This window comes from Kitasatospora sp. NPDC059408 (genome assembly GCF_042751525.1).
Lineage (GTDB): Bacteria > Actinomycetota > Actinomycetes > Streptomycetales > Streptomycetaceae > Kitasatospora.
Map to the genome: position 1 here is coordinate 46,816 of NZ_JBHYWI010000009.1, position 17,250 is coordinate 64,065.

18 protein-coding genes are annotated in these 17,250 nt (G+C 73.9%); 8 read left to right on the plus strand and 10 right to left on the minus strand.

The genetic code is table 11. The annotated features are described in order from the left end of the window. Positions 1-8: 8 nt before the first annotated feature. The 5 genes from ACFXDE_RS08855 to ACFXDE_RS08875 form a co-directional block, all read right to left on the minus strand. Positions 9-482 carry a hypothetical protein gene (locus ACFXDE_RS08855; protein ID WP_380492276.1) on the minus strand — a complete coding sequence of 158 codons (474 nt, stop codon included), beginning with the start codon at positions 480-482 and terminating at the stop codon, positions 9-11. Positions 483-490: 8 nt separating this feature from the next. Beyond that, complete coding sequence (locus ACFXDE_RS08860) at positions 491-1,693, minus strand: agmatine/peptidylarginine deiminase (protein ID WP_380492277.1); 1,203 nt, start codon at positions 1,691-1,693, stop codon at positions 491-493. Between the two features lie 63 nt (positions 1,694-1,756). Then, complete coding sequence (locus ACFXDE_RS08865) at positions 1,757-2,794, minus strand: agmatine/peptidylarginine deiminase (protein ID WP_380492279.1); 1,038 nt, start codon at positions 2,792-2,794, stop codon at positions 1,757-1,759. Between the two features lie 244 nt (positions 2,795-3,038). Continuing rightward, the gene (locus ACFXDE_RS08870; RefSeq protein ID WP_380437087.1) at positions 3,039-3,593 is read right to left on the minus strand and encodes a TetR/AcrR family transcriptional regulator; all 555 of its coding nucleotides are present in this window, start codon (positions 3,591-3,593) and stop codon (positions 3,039-3,041) included. Between the two features lie 79 nt (positions 3,594-3,672). After that, the gene (locus ACFXDE_RS08875) at positions 3,673-3,969 is read right to left on the minus strand and encodes a hypothetical protein (protein WP_380492282.1); all 297 of its coding nucleotides are present in this window, start codon (positions 3,967-3,969) and stop codon (positions 3,673-3,675) included. A 189-nt stretch (positions 3,970-4,158) separates the two neighbouring features. On the opposite strand from ACFXDE_RS08875, the gene ACFXDE_RS08880 reads away from it, so the two are divergent. Next, positions 4,159-4,617, plus strand: a complete 459-nt coding sequence (locus ACFXDE_RS08880) for a DUF5709 domain-containing protein (protein ID WP_380437083.1) — start codon at positions 4,159-4,161, stop codon at positions 4,615-4,617. Between the two features lie 129 nt (positions 4,618-4,746). Then, on the plus strand, positions 4,747-6,447 hold the full coding sequence (locus ACFXDE_RS08885; RefSeq protein ID WP_380492285.1) for a DUF885 domain-containing protein: 1,701 nt from the start codon (positions 4,747-4,749) through the stop codon (positions 6,445-6,447). Between the two features lie 218 nt (positions 6,448-6,665). Here the strand turns inward: ACFXDE_RS08885 and ACFXDE_RS08890 are convergent, their stop codons facing one another. Both ACFXDE_RS08890 and bla read right to left on the minus strand, forming a co-directional pair. Further along, positions 6,666-7,634, minus strand: a complete 969-nt coding sequence (locus ACFXDE_RS08890; RefSeq protein WP_380492287.1) for an MBL fold metallo-hydrolase — start codon at positions 7,632-7,634, stop codon at positions 6,666-6,668. 38 nt (positions 7,635-7,672) lie between these two features. After that, the gene (gene bla / locus ACFXDE_RS08895; protein WP_380492290.1) at positions 7,673-8,635 is read right to left on the minus strand and encodes a class A beta-lactamase; all 963 of its coding nucleotides are present in this window, start codon (positions 8,633-8,635) and stop codon (positions 7,673-7,675) included. A 122-nt stretch (positions 8,636-8,757) separates the two neighbouring features. Between bla and ACFXDE_RS08900 the strand changes: the two genes are divergently transcribed. Both ACFXDE_RS08900 and ACFXDE_RS08905 read left to right on the plus strand, forming a co-directional pair. Beyond that, a complete protein-coding gene (locus ACFXDE_RS08900; protein ID WP_380492292.1) occupies positions 8,758-9,705 on the plus strand; it encodes a LysR family transcriptional regulator in 948 nt (315 codons plus the stop codon). Positions 9,706-9,806: 101 nt separating this feature from the next. Continuing rightward, on the plus strand, positions 9,807-10,664 hold the full coding sequence (locus tag ACFXDE_RS08905; RefSeq protein WP_380492442.1) for a serine hydrolase: 858 nt from the start codon (positions 9,807-9,809) through the stop codon (positions 10,662-10,664). A gap of 10 nt (positions 10,665-10,674) precedes the next feature. On the opposite strand, the gene ACFXDE_RS08910 is transcribed toward ACFXDE_RS08905, so the two are convergent. Beyond that, a complete protein-coding gene (locus ACFXDE_RS08910) occupies positions 10,675-11,550 on the minus strand; it encodes a winged helix-turn-helix transcriptional regulator (protein ID WP_380492295.1) in 876 nt (291 codons plus the stop codon). Positions 11,551-11,749: 199 nt separating this feature from the next. Here ACFXDE_RS08910 and ACFXDE_RS08915 point away from each other — a divergent pair, with 199 nt between their 5' ends. After that, complete coding sequence (locus ACFXDE_RS08915) at positions 11,750-12,889, plus strand: MFS transporter (RefSeq protein WP_380492444.1); 1,140 nt, start codon at positions 11,750-11,752, stop codon at positions 12,887-12,889. Positions 12,890-12,901: 12 nt separating this feature from the next. On the opposite strand, the gene ACFXDE_RS08920 is transcribed toward ACFXDE_RS08915, so the two are convergent. Further along, positions 12,902-13,204, minus strand: coding sequence for a hypothetical protein (locus tag ACFXDE_RS08920; RefSeq protein WP_380492297.1), 303 nt, complete (start codon positions 13,202-13,204; stop codon positions 12,902-12,904). 285 nt (positions 13,205-13,489) lie between these two features. Between ACFXDE_RS08920 and ACFXDE_RS08925 the strand changes: the two genes are divergently transcribed. From ACFXDE_RS08925 to ACFXDE_RS08935, 3 genes are all read left to right on the plus strand, one after another. Continuing rightward, a complete protein-coding gene (locus ACFXDE_RS08925) occupies positions 13,490-14,842 on the plus strand; it encodes an erythromycin esterase family protein (protein WP_380492300.1) in 1,353 nt (450 codons plus the stop codon). 86 nt (positions 14,843-14,928) lie between these two features. After that, the gene (locus ACFXDE_RS08930) at positions 14,929-15,060 is read left to right on the plus strand and encodes a hypothetical protein (RefSeq protein ID WP_380492303.1); all 132 of its coding nucleotides are present in this window, start codon (positions 14,929-14,931) and stop codon (positions 15,058-15,060) included. Between the two features lie 253 nt (positions 15,061-15,313). Next, positions 15,314-16,258, plus strand: a complete 945-nt coding sequence (locus tag ACFXDE_RS08935; RefSeq protein WP_380492305.1) for a lipase family alpha/beta hydrolase — start codon at positions 15,314-15,316, stop codon at positions 16,256-16,258. A gap of 103 nt (positions 16,259-16,361) precedes the next feature. Here ACFXDE_RS08935 and ACFXDE_RS08940 read toward each other — a convergent pair whose 3' ends face one another. After that, positions 16,362-17,120: a G1 family glutamic endopeptidase gene (locus ACFXDE_RS08940; protein WP_380492307.1), complete on the minus strand. Its 759-nt coding sequence runs from the start codon at positions 17,118-17,120 to the stop codon at positions 16,362-16,364. Positions 17,121-17,250 lie beyond the last annotated feature (130 nt).

The window sequence follows — 17,250 nt, forward strand, 5'->3', positions numbered from 1 at the left end:
CGACGGCGTCACCGGCGGGCCGCCGGCAGGGTGAGGACGAGGACCAGGCCGCCGGCGGGGTTGTCCTCGCAGGTGAGCCGGCCGCCGCAGGCCGGCGGCAGCCGCGAGACCAGCCGGTGCTTCGCCTCGCCGGCCACTGTCGGCCCCCGGTCCGCCACCGTCACGCGGACCGCGTCCGAGCCGCCCCGGCCGGGGACGGCGTCCGCCCGCACCAGTACGCGGGCCCCCGGCGGCGTGCGGCCGAGAGCCGTCCGCACCAGCGCCGTCAGCAGGTCGTCCAGCGGGCCCCGGGCGACGGCGACCGGCGGCAGCCGCTCGGGCAGCCGGACGGTCAGCGATCCCGCCGGAACGCCGGCCAGGGCCTGCCGGACGGCGGGGACGACGTCCGCGCGCGCGGACGTGTGCGCGGACGTGTGCGCGTACGTGTGAGAGGACGTGTGCGCGGCGCCGGCCCGCGGACGCCGATCGGTGGGGGAGGACACCGGTCGGGTCAGCCGACGGCGGGGATGTCGTGCGTGGCGCAGTGGATGCCGCCGCCGCCCGCGGCGATCGCGTCGATCTTCACGGGGACGATCTCGCGGCCGGGGAAGTACTGCTTCATGATCTGCTGGGCGCGGTCGTCGGCCCGGCCGTCGCCGAACCTGGGCAGGTAGACGCCCTTCGAGCCGACGTAGAAGTTCATGTACGAGGAGACGAAGGCGTCGCCGCGCCCGGTGATCTTGTCCGGGTCGGGCTGCTGGAGCTCCACGACGGTGAGCTTCTTCCCGGTCGCGTCGGTCGCCTGGGCGAGGACCGTGCGCGCCTGGTCGGCCGAGCGGGACCACACGTCCGGCGGGCTGCCGGGGAAGGCCTGGTCGAGCAGGACCACGCCCGGGGCGACGAACCGGGCCAGGCAGTCGACGTGGGCGTCGGTGATGTCCTTGCCCTTGACGCCGGCCAGCCAGATCACCTTCGTCACGCCGAGGACCTTCTTGAGCTCCGCCTCGACCTGGTCGCGGCTCATGCCCGGGTTGCGGTTGTCGTTGACGACCGAGCTCTCGGTGACGAGCAGCGTGCCCTGCCCGTCGGTCTCGAACGAGCCGCCCTCGGCCACCAGGCGGGTCTCGATCCGCTCGACGCCGTACTTGGCGAGGACGGTGCGGGCGACCTTGGAGTCGTTGCCGCGCTGCTGCTTGCCGCCCCAGCCGTTGAAGTTGAAGTCGACGCCCTTGACCTTGCCGCCCTCCTCGACGAACACCGGCAGGGTGTCGCGGGCCCACAGGTCGTCGACGGGGATCGGCACGACCTCGACGGCCGGGCCGCAGGCCTTCTGCGCGGCGTCCTTCTGCTCGGGGCGGGCCATCAGGACGACCGGCTCGCGGGCCGCGATCGCCTGGGCGAGACCGGCGACGTCCCGGCGGACGTCCGGGAGCTGGTCGCCCCACACGTTCTCGGACGCGGGCCAGGACATCACCGTGCGGACGTGCTTGTCCCACTCGGCGCCGAAGCGGCGGGCGCCGGTGCCGCCGCCCGGCTGCTGCGTGGGGGAGGAGCCGTCCCCGGGGTTGGCGCCGCCGCCGGTGCCACCGGAGCCACCGGAGCCACCGGTGCCGTCGGGGTCGTCGAGGTCCGAACAGGCGGTCAGGCCGAGGGCGAGGACGCCCGCACCGGCGAGGGAGCGCAGGAGGATGCGGCGGGACAGGTCGGTGGGCATGCGTGATCTCCGGCTGGGGTCGGTTCTTCCGTACGGGCGGTCGAGCGGGGCTGGGGCGGAGGGCTACGGCAGGGGCTCGTGCATGGTCGAGCAGTGGATGCCGCCGCCGCCGGTCATCAGGCGGTCGACGTCGATCTGCACCACCTCGCGGCCGGGGAACGCCGCGGCCAGCGCCTCGCGCGCGGCGGCGTCCTTGTAGGCGTCCCCGAACTGGGCGGTGATGACGCCGCCGTTGACGACGTGGAAGTTGAGGTAGGAGTCGACGAAGTTCGAGCTGCGCGAGCGGACGGTGTCCGGTCCGTGCACGGGGATCACCTGGAGGCGGCGGCCCCGGGCGTCGGTGGCCGAGGAGAGGATCGCGAACTGCTCGCGCGCGTCCTTGGCCCAGGCGTCGTTACGGTCCGCGGGCGGCAGCTGCACCATGACGACGCCGGGGCGCACGAAGCGCGAGGTGACGTCGACGTGGTCGTCGGTGATGTCCTTGCCCTTGATCCCCGGCAGCCAGATCATCGTGTCCGCGCCGTAGGCGTCCAGGACGGCGTCCTCGATCTCGTCCCGGCTCATGCCGCGGTTGCGGTTCTTGTTGACCAGGCTGCTCTCGGTCGCCATCACGGTGCCGTCGCCGTCCGTCTCCACGGCGCCGCCCTCGCCGACGAAGTCCGCGTAGGTGTGGCGCAGGCCGCGGCGCACGGCGATGCGTTCGGCGGCGAGGGCGTCGTCGTCGTGGATCTGCTTGTTGCCCCAGCCGTTGAAGTTGAGCACGACGGCGTCCAGGCCGCCGTAGCCGTCCCGGCGGAACACCGGGGCGATGTCGCGCATCCACAGGTCGTCGGTGGGGATGGCGGTGGTCACCTCGACGGCGGGGCCGCACTTCGCGCGGGCCTTGCCGGCCGTGTAGTCGTCGGGGGCGCACATGACCACGGGCTCGAACTCGGCGATCGTGCGGGCGATCAGCGCGATGTCGTCCTGCACCCCGCCCAGGCGCAGGCCCCACACGCCCCGGCGGGACGGCCAGGACATCCAGGTCCGCGCGTGCGGCACGTCGTCCGCGGGCACCCAGGGGAAGGTCCCGGTGGAACGGTCATCACGGTAGTGGCTCATGAGGGTCTCCAGATCGCGCGACGGTGCCGAGGGAGGGGGCGGGGGCCGCCGGGTCCACTCTTCGCGCCGCAACGCACCGGCGCACCGCGGAGCGGCCGGCGGCAGCACCCCTGCCTGCGGGTTCAGGCTCGCACTGACTGAAAAATCAGTCAAATCTTTGGGCAAATCCTGACGCAAAGGGACACGGTGGTGCACGCAGTGCGACGGCGGGCCCCGTCGCCGGGCCCTCGGCGCGGTCAGGACCTCAGGAACCGAGCCGGGCCACCTCGGCGTCGATCGCGTCGACCATGAGCGTGCGGGCGTGCGCCAGCGGGAGGCTCCCGCTGAGCCAGCGCACGCTCAGGCCCTCCAGCAGCGCGGTCAGCCGCTCGGCGGCGCCGGCCAGCGCCACCGCCGACGACATCGGCCGCACGGTGCCCAGCAGTTCGGCGATCTCCTGCACCCAGATCCGGGTGGCCCGCGCCAGGTCCTCGCGGAGCGTCTCGTCGAACACCGCGCTCGCCCGCAGCTCGCCCCACGCGGTGCTGTTCTCGCGCACCTCGACGGAGTCCTGGAGCTCCAGCAGCAGCGTCTGCTCCAGCTCCTCGCGCGGCGTCAGCGGCGGCGCGTCCGCGGCCCGTTCGGTCGTGTAGCGCTCGGCCCGGTCGTTGATGAACTCCAGGGTCTGGCGCAGGATCCCGGTGCGGTCCTTGAAGTGGTAGTAGATCAGCGCCGTGGACACCCCCGCCTCCGCGGCGAGCTCCTCCACGCGCAGTCCGCGCACCCCGCGCCGCGCGATCACCCGCGCGGCTGCTTCCATGATCGACGTTTTACGACTGGCCACGACCCACCACCTTACCCGGGCGCGGCCGCGCGGGACCCACCCCCTGAAAAGCGCGTCAGTCGGACCGCCTGCCGAGCGCCCGGTCCAGGATCCAGCAGCAGCGGCGCGCGACCCGGCACCACGTCCGGGCCAGGCCTCCGACGACGCGGTACCACCCGGTCCCGAAGGGGAGCGCGATGGCGAACCACGACGGCGGCGCCATCTCACCCGGCCGCCGCGCGCCCTCCCTGGCCCACGCGCGGCACCGCTCCACACCCCGGCGCGTCCAGGCGGCGCAGCGTTCGGCCCGGTCGGCCCAACGGGCGGAGGCGAGCAGGAGCCGGGCGTGCAGGTCGTCGCGGCGGCCGGTCATGCGGGCGGCTCCGGGTGCGGCTCGGGGACGTGTTCCTTGGGTGTCCTGGGGTGTCCTGGTTCCAGCCTGCCACCGCCTGGGCCGCCGTTCCCTGCGGGTCCGGCCGCCGCGTGGGACTCTGGGGGGAGTGACGACGGACGGGCGGTGACGGCTCGGCGCGGTGGTCGGTGGTCCGTGAAGGAGGACCTGATGTCGGACGAAGCGTTGATGGGCGACCAGGTGTACCAGCCCGACGGCTCGGAGGTGCAGGACGACGTCGGCCCCCTGGAGCCGGAGGACACCCTGATCGACCGCGGCCTCGAATCGGCGCTCGACGAAGGCTACGCGCCCCCCGAGCGCCCGCTCGCCGTGGAACGCCACGGCGTCACGGCGGCGGAGCAGCACACCCGCGAGAGCCTGGCGCAGCGCCTGGCGGAGGAGCTGCCGGACGTCGCCGCGCCCGACTGGGACGGCATCGGCGACGCCTACGGCATGGACGGCGAGCCGATCGACACCGAGGCGGGCGAGGTCCGCTCCGGCCGGCTGATCGCCTCCTCCGGCTCGCGCAGCGACATGATCGCCGAGGACGTGGGCATCTCCGGCGGCGCCGCGAGCGCCGAGGAGGCGGCCATGCACACCACCGACGACCCCGAGGCGCTCATCGACTGAGACGGCCGGGGGCGTCGTCCGCCGTCTCCCGCAGCGTTTCGCCGTCCTCCGCCGTGTTCCGCCGTGTTCCGCCGTCTTCGACCGAGTGCGCCGATGACAGCGCCGTGGCCCGTGCGCGAGCATGGGGCGATGCCCGAGACGTCGCACTCCCCTCGCCGGATCGCCGACGACCACGTCGCGCAGGTCGCGGCCCTCGACCCGTCCACCGCCACCCGATTGGGCCTCCACCCCGAGGACGACCGCCTGCCGGACCTCTCCCCGGAGGGCCACGAAGCGCTCGCCGAACTCTCGCGGCGGACGCTCGCCGTGCTCGACGCCGCCGAGAAGGAGGCCGCAGAGAAGGAGACGGGCGCGCAGGAGCCTGCCGACCGGGACTGCGCCCGCCTCCTGCGCGAGCGCCTGACCGCCGAACTCGCCGTGCACGACGCCGGCGACGGCTTCCTCCAACTGCGCAACGTCAACTCCCCCCTCCACCGCGTGCGGGGCGTCTTCACCCTGATGCCCACCGACACCGACGAGCACTGGGCCGCCGTCGCCGGCCGCCTGCGCAACCTGCTCGGCACGCTGGACGGTTACCGCGCCACCCTCACCGAGGGCATCACCCGCGGCCTGCTGTGCGCGCCCCGCCAGGCGCGCGCCGTCATCGGCCAGCTCGACGCCTGGACCGGCCGGTCCGACGGCGGGGCGGGCTGGTTCGCCGGCTTCGTCGCGGACGGCCCCGCCGGGCTGCGGGCCGAACTCGACACCGCCGCCGAGCGGGCGACCGCCGCCGTCGACGTCTTCCGCGACTGGCTCCGCACCACCTACCTGCCCGCCGCCGACGGCACCCCGGACGCCGTCGGCCCCGAGCGCTACCAGCGTTCCGCCCGCTGGGCCAACGGCGCCGACCTCGACCCGGCCGAGGCGTACGCGTGGGCGTGGGAGGAGTTCCACCGGACGGCCGCCGAGATGCGGGCCGAATCCGAGCGCGTCCTCCCCGGCGCGGGCGTCCGCGCCACCATGGACCACCTCAACGAACACGGCCACGCGATCGAGGGCGAGGAGAACATCCGCGCCTGGCTCCAGCAGATCATCGACGAGGCGATCGACGCGCTCGACGGCACCCACTTCGACATCCCGGGACCGATGCGGCGCGTCGAGGCCAGGATCGCGCCCCCGGGCAGCTCCGGCGCGCCCTACTACACGGGCCCGAGCCTCGACTTCACCCGCCCCGGCCGCACCTACCTGCCCACCCTCGGCCAACGGACCTTCCCCACCTGGGAGATCGTCAGCACCTGGTACCACGAGGGCGTCCCCGGCCACCACCTCCAGACGGCCCGCTGGACCGCCTCCGCCGACCGCCTGAGCACCTACCAGATCACCCTCGGCGCCGTCAGCGCCAACAAGGAGGGCTGGGCGCTCTACGCGGAGCGGCTGATGGACGAACTCGGCTTCCTCACCGACCCCGCGCGCCGCCTCGGCTACCTCGACAAGCAGATGCTCCGCATCATCCGGGTGATCGTCGACATCGGCATGCACCTCCGGCTGGCGATCCCCACCGACTCGGGCTTCAGCCCGGGGGAACGCTGGACCCCGGAACTGGCCGACGCGTTCATGGCCGCCCACCACGGCAGCGAGGCCCCGCGCCGCACCAGCGAGATCGACCGCTACCTGGGCTGGCCCGGCCAGGCCATCGGCTACAAACTCGGCGAACGCGCCTGGCTGGAAGGCCGCGAGGCCGCCCGCCACCGCCGGGGCCCCGCCTTCGACCTCCGCACCTGGCACATGCACGCCCTCTCCCAGGGCTCCCTGGGCCTGGACGACCTGACCGCCAACCTGGCCGCCCTGTAGGCGACTTCGCAGGCGACCTCGTAGGCGAGCGAGGAGTGGGAAGTCGGCAGGTCCGACTTCCCGCTCCTCCCCGGACCTCACGGCGCGTAGTCGTACCCGATGGTGAAGCGGGTCGGCAGGCAGCACTCGGTGTACTCGATGACGGTCGATCGGCGGTGATGGCGCGGTGATGGCGTTGGCGCGGTCGTCGACGAGTGCTCATCGACGACCGCGGGTACTCAGGGGGTGAACGACTCCAGGTGGTCGAGGCGGACGAACCGGGCCTCCGGGCTGGCCCGGTGGACGGCGGCTTCGAGGGCGTCGAGGCCGCCCCAGTCCACGGCGGGTTCGGTCAGGGGGTGGTCGAAGTCGTCCCAGTGCGTCGGTATGACGTACGGCGGGTGGTCGAGGACGTCGAGCAAGCGCGGCACGTAGTCCGGGACGGAGCCCCCGCCGGGCTGCATCAGCAGGACGTCCGGGGCGAGGCCGGTGAGGTGGCGGGCGTCGTAGTTGGCTCCGCCGCTGTCGAGGATGCGCAGCCGGTCGTCGCCGACGGTGATCAGGTAGGCGAGGGTGCCGCCCTCGACCAGGTCGGAGATCACGCGCGGGCGGGGCGGCGGCGAACCGGGCCGGGTGCCGGGGAAGGGCACCTTCGAGCGCGGGCCGGTCATCGAGTGCAGGGAGTCGACGACCCGGATCGTGTAGCCGTCGAACTGCAGGTACTCGCCGCCGCGCACCACCGACAGCTGGTCCTGCGGCGCGCCGAGCGCGGTCAGCAGGTTGGCGTGGCTCTCGGTGCCGAGCACGGTGGCGCCCGTGCGGGCGGCGAGGTGTGGGACGTCGGGCAGGTGGTCGTAGTGGCCGTGGGTCACCAGGATCTGGTCGGCGCGCAGTCCGAGGCGGTCGATGGCGGCGGTGTCGACGCTGAGCGGGGTGGCGGGGTCGGCGCCCTGCGGGGTGTAGGTGCCGGTGCGGAAGCGGGTGATCCACGGATCGATCAGGATCGTCGTGGGGGCGGCCGGGTCGCCGAAGGTGATCTCCCAGCCGTTGTTGCCCAGCCAGCGCAGGGTGACCCCCGAGGAACCGGGTGGTCCGGGGCGGCGGCGTCGGCGGTCGGACGGCCGGGCTTCAGCGGGGGGCGTGGCGGTGCCGAGTACGGCGGCGCTTGTCGCCGAGGCGGCCAGCAGGCGGCGGCGGGACAGGGGCATCGTCAACGGTCTCCTCTGGTCGGTGAATCGGGGGCGGGTCAGCCGAGCGTGCCGACGACCGCCTTCGTCGCCCGGGCGATCAGGGCGTCGTCGGAGGTGGCGCCGGCCTTGCCGCGGTCGGAGAGGACGACGATGACGATCGGGCTGCGACCGCCGGCCGGCCATGCGAGGGCGACGTCGTTGCGGGTGCCGTAGCCACCGTTGCCGGTCTTGTCGCCGATCTTCCAGTCGGAGGGCACGCCCGCGCGGATGTACGGCGCGCCGGTCGTGTTGCCGGCCAGCCAGTCGGTCAGGAGCCGGCGCCGGTCCTCGGTGAGGGTGTCGCCGAGTGCGTAGCGGCGCAGGTCGGCGGCGAAGGCGCGGGGCGTGCTGGTGTCGCGGGTGTCGCCGGGGGTGGCCTCGTTGAGGGTGGGCTCGGTGCGGTCGACGCTGGTGGTCGTGTCGCCGAGCTCGCGCAGGGACTGCTGGACGGCCGCCGGGCCGCCGAGTTCGGCGGTGACGAGGTTCGCCGCGGTGTTGTCGCTGTACTGGATGGCGGCGGCGGCCAGGTCCCGTACCTTCATGCCGGTGGCGACGTGCTGCGACGTGATCGGCGCCCACGCCAGCACGTCCTCCTGGCGGTACGCGACCACCTTGTCCAACTGCTCGTCGGAGGCCTTGCGCAGCAGGGCCCCGGCGGCGAGCGACTTGATCGTGGACGCGAACGCGAACCGCTCGTCGGCGCGGTAGGAGACCTCCCGGCCGCTGCCGGTGTCCAGCGCGTAGACGCCGAGGCGGGCGCCGAACTGCTGCTCAAGTCCCTTGAAGGACTCGTCGGTTGTGGCCGCGGCGGTGGCTGTGGCGGCGGCCGTCGGGGCTGCGGCGTACGCGCTGCCGCTCGTGCCGCTCGTGCCGCTCGCTGCGCTCGTGCCGCTGTGGCCGCACCCGCTCAGCAGGGCGACCGCGAGCAGGGCCACGGCGGGCAGGGCGGTGCGGGGGAGGCGTCGGATCGTCGGTGGCATGGGTGGTCTCCAGTGCGGGTGGGGCGGCGGGCCGTCGCCCTCAGCCAATCAGCCCGTCAGGTCTCCAGTCCAAGACCATGATGGTGAAGGGATCGATACGAAATTGCCTATGATTGCTGCCCATGGACCTTCTGGGGCACCTCCGCCACTTCCGCGCCGTCGCCGAGGAGCGGCACTTCGGCCGCGCCGCCGAGCGCCTGCGGATCGCCCAGCCCTCGCTCTCCCAGCGGATCCAGCGCCTCGAACGCGAACTCGGCGTGACCCTGTTCGACCGCGGTCCGCGCGGGGTCGACCTCACCCCGGCGGGCCGGCTGCTGCTCGCGGAGGCGGAGGAGGTGCTGGAGGGCTCCGCCCGTCTGCTCGCCGTCGCCGCCGACCTGCGCAGTGGCCGGGCGGGCACCCTGCGCGCGGCCGTGCCGCCCGAGCTCGGGTCGGCCGCCCTGGCCGCGCTGCTCACCGGTTTCGAGGGCGCGTCCCCGGGCACCCGGCTCGAACTGCGGGAACTGCCGGTCGCGGCCGTCGTGCGCGAACTCGCCCAGCACACGGTGGACGTCGCCGTCGTCCGTCACCCCTGCCCGGCCGACGGACTGGCCTTCGGGCCGGTCCTGCACCAGCCGCTCGGCGTCCTGCTCGCCGCCGGGAGCCCGTACGCCGACCGCCCCGAGCTGGCGGTGGCCGAACTGACCGGCCGGCGTCTGGTGCTCTTCCCCCGGGCCACGGCCCCGGCGCTGTACGACGAGGTGCTCACCACCCTGTCCCGGCACGGCTGCACCCCGGAGGCCGTCGTCGACCCGCCGGGACCGGACGTCGCCGGCGCGCTCGTGCTCACCGGCAGCGCCGTCGCCCTGGCGCCGCGCACCGCGCCGCCGGCGGGTACAGTCTGGCGTCCGCTGACCGGCACCCCACTGGCCTGGCGCACCTCCACGGCCTGGCCGGCCGGGCGCGGCGGGCCCGCCGTCCGGCTGTTCGCCGAGGCCGCCCACGCGGCGCTGACCGGACCCGGCGGCCTCCTGCCCCAGCCGCCCAACCGTCCGCTCCACCCCCGGCCCGCAATGGAGTTCACGCTGTGACCAGCGACCGCGTACCCAGCGACCGTACGAGAGCCGACCGCCCCGCCGGTGACCGCAGGGCCGACGACCGCCCCGCCGGCGCCCGTGCCGCGCGCGCCCGCATCGCCGCCGCCTTCGCCGACGCCGGCGTCAGCGGCCTGCTGCACGCGCGCGACCTCGACACCGGCGCCGAGATCGCCGTGGGCGCCGACACCGCGGTCAGCACCGCGAGCGTCCACAAGCTCTGCCTCCTGGTCACGCTGTTCCGCGAGGCCGCGGAAGGCCGGATCGACCTCACCCGCCAGGTGGACGTCCCCGCCGCCGGCCGCACCCCGGGACGGACGGGCCTCGCGGCCATGCTCGACGCCGCCCGCCTCTCCCTGCGCGACCTCGCCTACCTGACCGCCGCCGTCAGCGACAACGCCGCCGCCGACGTGCTGTGGGCCGAGGTCGGCCTGGACACCGTCAACCGCACCATGGCCGACCTGGGCCTCACCCGGACGGTGGCCGTCCACACGCTCGGCGGCATGACCGCCGCCCTCGTGGAGGACACCGGCCCCGACTCCCCGGTCGACCCGGCGGTGGTCGCCCGGCTCCGGGTCCTCGACCCCGCCTTCACCAACCACAGCACCCCGCGCGACATGACCGCCCTGCTCGCAGCCCTCTGGCACGGCGACGCCTGCCCCGGCGACCACGGCGCCGCCCTGCGCCGCCTCCTCGGCCTCCAGGTCTGGCCGCACCGCCTCGCCGCCGGCTTCCCCTTCGACGACGTCCGCGTCCACGGCAAGACCGGCACCCTCCCGACCCTGCGCCACGAGGTCGGCGTCGTCGAGTACCCCGACGGCGGCCGCTACGCCCTCGCGGTCTTCACCCGCGCCGCCGCCACCGCCATCACCCTCCCCGCCGCCGACGCCGCCATCGGCACCACGGCCCGCCTGGCCGTCGACGCCCTGCGGGCGACGGCACGCCCGGGGGAGTAACCCGGCCCGCCTACCCGAGCGCGCGGGCCGCGGCCAGGGCCGCCGTCACGCTCCCCGCGACATCGGTGACCGGGTAGAGGACCTCGCGGACGGTGCGGGTCCGGTCGACGACCAGGGTGAGGCGCTTCAGACGGGTGGTGCCGGCGGCGCGGAGGGTGGGGAGGCGGAGGGCACCGGTGAGGTCGAGGGCGAGGTCGGAGAGGAGGGGGAAGGCCAGGCCCTCGGCTTCGGCGAACGCGCGCTGCTCGTCCGGGCGTTGGGTGGAGATGCCGCGCACCGCCGCGCCGGCGGCGGTGAAGTCGGCGAGGTGGTCGCGGTAGGTGCGTGACTCCAGGGTGCAGCCGGACGCGCCCGGTACCGTCGACCAGCCGGGCGGGTAGGACTCGGCGCGGACGAAGGCGCCGGGGAAGCAGTACAGGACGGTGGTGGCGTCCGGGGCGACGGGATCGTGCGCCCGGCCGTCCGCGCCCGGGAGCAGCAGGTCGGGGATCCGGGTGCCGCGCAGCGCGTGGACGCGTTCCGCCTCCCGGGAGTGCTCGGTTGCGGTGGCCGTGGGGGTGCCGTCGCCCAGGACCCAGCTGTCGCCCCAGTCCTGGAGGGCGACCAGGACGGGCAGCAGGGCGCGCCCGCGCGGGGTGAGGCGGTACTCGTGGCGCGGCGGGCGGTCCTGGTACTGCTCGCGGGCGAGCACGCCGGAGTCGACGAGCAGGCGCAGGCGTTCGGCGAGCACCTTGCGGGAGAGGCCGAGCTCCTGCTGGAGCTGCTCGAAGCGGTGCAGCCCGCGGGCCGTGTCGCGGACTATCAGCAGGGTCCAGGTGTCCCCGACCACGTCGAGGGCCTGGGCGATCGCGCAGTTGTCGTCCGCCGGGCCGCCGCGCCGGACCATCGTGGCCTCCTTCCGGGGGTGATCACCAGCGTTGACCTTAGCCCCGTCAGCCTGACATAGTCCGTTCCGAAAAGGAACTGACTACGGGGGTGGCCGGGTGGCCGAGCGGAACGGGACCGGGGACGGCACGGGGAACAGGGGCGCGCTGCGGGCGCTGCCGAGGACCGTCTGGCTGCTGGCGGCCGGCGGCTTCGCCAACATGGTGGTGTCCTTCACCTTCGTCTACCTCTTCGTCTACCTGACCGGCCCGCGCGGGCTGAGCACGGCCGCCGCCGGCACCATCGCCGGCGCCGGCGGCCTCGGCCTGGTGGCGGGCAACTTCACCGGTGGCTGGTTCGGGGACCGCTTCGGCCACCGCCGGACGCTGCTCACCGGGTCCGCCGTCTCCGGCGCCGGACTGCTCGCCCTGCCGGTGCTGCCGACGTCCGTGCTGCTCCTGGTGCTGCCCGTCTTCCAGTACGCCGCCGGCACCGTGCGCGCCTCCAACTCGGCGCTCGTCGCGGTGGCCGTGCCGCCCGGCGACCGGCGGCAGGGCTTCGCGGTGATGCGCTTCGCGGGCAACGCGGGCTTCACCATCGGCCCGGTGCTCGGCGCGTTCATCGCGACCCACTGGTCGTACGCGTGGCTGTTCCGCATCGACGGGCTCGGGTCGCTGCTGTTCGCCGCGTACGCCGCCAAGGTGCTGACCGCCGACGGGCCGCGCAGCGGCCGGACCGTCACCCGCGGCGGCCTGTGGGCGACGCTGCGGGAGCGGCCCGCGGTGCTGGTGCTGCTGCCCGCGATCGTCGTCGTGGACACCGTCTACCGGCAGCAGTACTCGGTCCTGCCGGTGTTCCTCGCCGACCACGGCATCGGCACCGGCGTGTACGGCGCCGTGCTGGCGATCAACGGCGGCCTGATCCTCGCGCTGGAGGTGGTCGTCACCATGGCGCTGCGCGACCGGGCGCCGCTGCGCATCATCGGCACCGGCCTGCTGCTGGTCGGCGCGGGGTTCGCGGCGCTGGTCGCGGGCGCGTCGGTCGTCACCACGGTGGTGATGATGGTCGTGGTCACCGCGGGCGAGATCCTCTACAAGACCCCGGCGACGGCCTTCGTCGCGGACAGCGCACCGCCCGAGTACCAGGGCCGCTTCCAGAGCCTCTACGCCGGGGCCTCCACCAGTGGCACCGTCCTCGCACCCCCGCTCGGCGGCGCCCTCTACCAGTCCGCCCCGGGTCTGCTCTGGCCCGCCTGTGCCTGCCTGGCGGTCCTCGCCGGCCTGGCCGTCTTCGCCGCCGGCCCGCTGACCGCCCCGCGCTCGGCGAAGGGCTCACCCGTACCGGAGGCGGTCGGGGGCTGAAGGGGCCCGCTGTCACCGCCTGTTCGTCGCGGACGACGAGCGGACGGCCAGGTAGTCCTTGGCCGCCTGGGGGGCCTTGGCGTAGGAGCCGGCGTCGAACGGGGGTTGGGGGTCGTACTCGATGGCGAGTTGGAAGGCCTCGGCGGCGGTGCGGCCGGCGGTCAGTTCGGCGAGGCGCAGGGCCATGTCGATGCCCGACGAGACGCCGGCGGCGGTGAAGACGACGTCGGCTTCCGGGAGCATGCGGAGGACCTCGTACGGGCCGACGGCGTCGAGTGCGGTGAAGCCGTCGAAGATCGGGATGGCGATGCGCATGGGGTGCCTTCCGGGGAGGGGCGGTGTCGTCCCCGGTCCGGCGCCCGGCCCGGGCGAAGAGCTCGGGGAAGAGCTCGGGGAAGAGCTCGGGGGAACTGCTCACCCTTCCAGCGTGACCGGGCCCGGGTGCAGCGGCACGGACACGGATATGACGAGGTCCGTCATCGCGTGGGAGGGGGTTATCCCCAGGCGAGGTCGGAGGCCAGCCCCAGGGTGTCGCGGACGGATCGTGGGCGATCATCAACGGCAGGAGCAGGAAGCCGAGTCGGGGATGGGTGATCGTGCATGGGTGGGCTGATCGGGCGGCGTTCGTTGCTGCGGGCGGCGGCAGCGGCCGGGGCGGGGGCGCTGGCGGTGCCGGCCACGGCCACGGCCGCGCGTGCGGGGGAGGAGCAGGAGCCGGTCCGGGCCGCGCTGTTACGCGCCTCGCGGCCGCTGCGCTCCACGGTGCCGGGGGCGGACCCGTCCGACCTCCGGGCGTTCGGGGCGATGGTGGGGGACGCCCGGGTCGTCGGCCTGGGGGAGGCGACGCACGGGTCGCACGAGTTCTTCGCGATGAAGGAGCGCGTCTTCCGGTACCTCGTGGAGGAGAAGGGCTTCGGTGCCTTCGCCCTGGAGATGAGCTGGCCGGCCGGGCTGCTCGTCGACGAGTTCGTCCAGGGCGGACCCGGCGACGCGCGCCGGGTCGTGCGGGCCGCGCTGGGCGGATCGCCGTGGGAGCGTGAGGAGTTCCTGCACCTCGTCGAGTGGATGCGGGACCACAACCGGCGCAACCCCCGCCGCCGCGTCCACTTCATGGGCGACGACATCGGCGCCCCGCGCGTCGGGGACGCCTTCTTCGAACGGGTGACGGGCTACGTCCGGCGCCGGCACCCGGAGCTGCTGCCGCGCTTCACCGAGCTGTACACCGGCCTGCGCCCCCTCGACGACAGCTTCGCCTACCTGCGCCGCCCGCTCGCCGAGCGGCAGCGCCTCGCGGGCAACGCCGAAGCGGCTTTTAAACTGATGGAAAGTCAACATGGTCAGATCGGTGAGGAGTTCGAGTGGGCCGTGCAGCACGCCCGCTCCATCGCGCAGACCGCGGTGTTCCTCGGGGTCGACCTCCAGGACGAAGGCGCGCTGCGCGCCGCGATGCTCCACCGCGACCGGGTGATGGCCGACAACGTCGTCTGGTGGCACCGGCAGACCGGCCACCGCATGCTCGTGTCGGCGCACAACGGCCACGTCGCGTACGTCCCCGACGACCCCGACCAGCACCCGAAGGCGCAGGGCGGGTTCCTGCGCGAGGCGCTCGGCGGCGGGTACCTCCCGGTCGGGTTGACCTTCGGCCAGGGCTCCTTCCTCTCCCAGGATTCGCAAGCGTCGTCCGGGCTCCCCGACCGCGAGTGGACGAAGTTCACGGTGGGCCCGCCCGCGCCCGGCACCACCGAGGAGACCCTCGACCGGGTCCGCGGCGGCGACTTCTACCTCGACGTCCGCAGTGCCCCGCCCGCGGCCCGCGCCTGGCTGGACACCGCCCGACCGCTGCGCAGCATCGGCACCGGGTACCCCGTGCCGCTCAGCACCGTGCGGATCGCCGAGTCCTTCGACGTGCTCGTCCACCTCCACCGGGTCCGGGAGGCGGACAAGCTGGGCTGATCGGAACCCGGTCGGCGGCCGGGGCGTGTACGGCCGCTCCAGGGCGGCCGTCTCGTCCTCCGTCAGCCGCACGCCGAGCGCCGCTCGTGCGCGAGACCCTGGACCTCACGGCCGACGCACAGCAGTTCCTCGTGCTGCTCCCGGCCGACGCGGAGACCGCCGCGCACGTCGACCGGCTGACGCGGCCGACTCCGGGGCGGCTGCGGGTGGTCTCGTGACGTCCGGGCGCAGGGCCCGGACTCCCGTACCGGGCGTCACGGAATTTGGTGCGAGAATTCCGGAATGAAAGCCTGGAATTCCTGGGTCGCAATGCCGTCATGCCATATGAATATCTGACGAGGCTACTGATTACTCTCTGCTCGCAGCGGGAGTGCGGCCTGCCTTACTGGTGGCTTCTGACCTGCGTAATGCTTGTGCGGGTGATAGTTTTCGGTAAGTGCAGAAAGAATTCCTGACGGCAGGAAATACCTCATGAGAGCGAATCGAGGTCGGGCGCTCGTGGTCGCGGCGGTCACTGCGGGCGGCCTGCTGGCCACCGCCGTCCACCCGGCCGCAGCCGCCCCGGTGTACCCGGTCGAGTACCACTTCGCATTGGGCTTCCCGGCGGGCTTCCTCACCCCCGACGCCGCCCCGCCCGGCGCGAACGACTGGTCCTGCCGGCCCGGCGCAGCGCACCCGGAGCCGGTCGTCCTCGTGCACGGCACGGCCGAGAACATGAACGACAACTGGCGCGGCGCGGCCCCGCTGCTCGCGAACGCCGGGTACTGCGTCTACGCGTTCGACTACGGCGGCGCCCCCGGTGCGCCGATGCAGGGCCTCGGGCCGATCGAGGACTCCGCCCGGCAACTGTCCGCGTTCGTCGACCAGGTCCTCGCCGCCACCGGGGCGGCCAAGGCCGATCTCGTCGGACACTCCCAGGGCGGCGGCGTGCTGCCGCGCTACTACCTGAAGAACGACGGCGGCGCCGCGAAGGTGGCCAAGCTCGTCGGCATCACCCCCCTCAACGAGGGCACCACGTTGGACGGCCTCAGTGTGCTCGCGACCGAGTTGCACATCCTGGAGCCGGCGAACGCGGTGCTCGACACCGCGTGTCCGGCCTGCGTCGAGCAGGAGGCGGGTTCCCCGTTCATCGCCGCGCTCGACGCGGGCGGCGCGACCCTCCCGGGCGTCGAGTACACCGTCATCGCGTCGAGGTTCGACGAGGTCGTCACCCCGTACACCAACTCCTACCTGCCGGCCGGGCCGCACGTCACGAACCTGACCCTGCAGGACCAGTGCGTGGCCGACGCCGCCGACCACCTGGAGGGCCCGTACGACCCGGTCGCGCTGGCCGACGTCCGCAACGCGCTCGACCCGGCGCATCCCGTCCCCGTGCCGTGCAAGCCGGTGCTGCCCGTCCTCGGCCCACTGCTCTGAGGCCCGGCTCGTCCTGGGCCCGGCTCGTCGCAGGCATCGCCCGTCCGACGTATCGCCCGGCGCCCCGCCCGTGGTGGCGGCGCGCCGGACGACGGGCGCTACGTCAGCTGTGCTTCCACGTCACCGAGAAGGCACTGCCCCCGCTGAGCCCGGAGGTGGTGGCCTTGGTGGTGCTGCCCGAGGCCATCGTGATGCTCGACGCGCCCGCGGCGCTCAGGCTCTGGCCGTTGGCGGTCGCCCCGCTGAAGCCGACGGTGCCGAAGTTCGAGAGCGGCAGGACGCCGGTGGAGCTCGACGGCGCCTCCGCGATGACCTCGGCGGAGGCCAGGGCCGCGCTGCGCAGCGTCTTGTTGACGCTGCGCTTCCAGCCCTGGGTGGTGTCGGAGAGCGTGAGCGTGAACGACCCGGAGCCGTTGGTGGTGACGCTCGCGGTGAAGTGGTCGCCGGGCCGCACGGAGTTGGAGAAGTTCACCGGGTACGCCGGGTACATCTCGTACCAGGACGAGTACACCGGCGATCCGCCCGAGCAGTCCGCCTCGGTGCCGAGCTGCTCGACCGAGTTGCTGCCGTCCCCGTCGATCCCGACCCAGAAGCTGGACCAGGTGTCGGAGCCCGAGCAGGACACCGACGGCTGCACCCAACTGGCGCTGACGCTGGTGAACTTGCCGCCGGTCGCGGCGTACCCGGCCCAGTTGCTGCTGGTGCTGCGCAGCACGCCGCCGCCGTGGTGGCCGAGCGGGGCCTGGACGATGGCGGGGGCGGTGGCGGCGAGGGCCGGTGCCGCGCCGCCGAGGACGGTCAGCAGGGCGGCGGAGGAGGCGACGAGGGCGCGTCGAGACGTGCGTCGACGGGCTATGGACATGGCTACTCCTGTGTGAGGGGGTGGAGTTGACCAAGCGTCGACAACGGTACGGCCGGCGGTCGGCGGTGATGAGTCACCGGGCGGTAAAGAAATCCTGGGGATTCCTTGGGCGTTCCTGGACTTCCTCGTG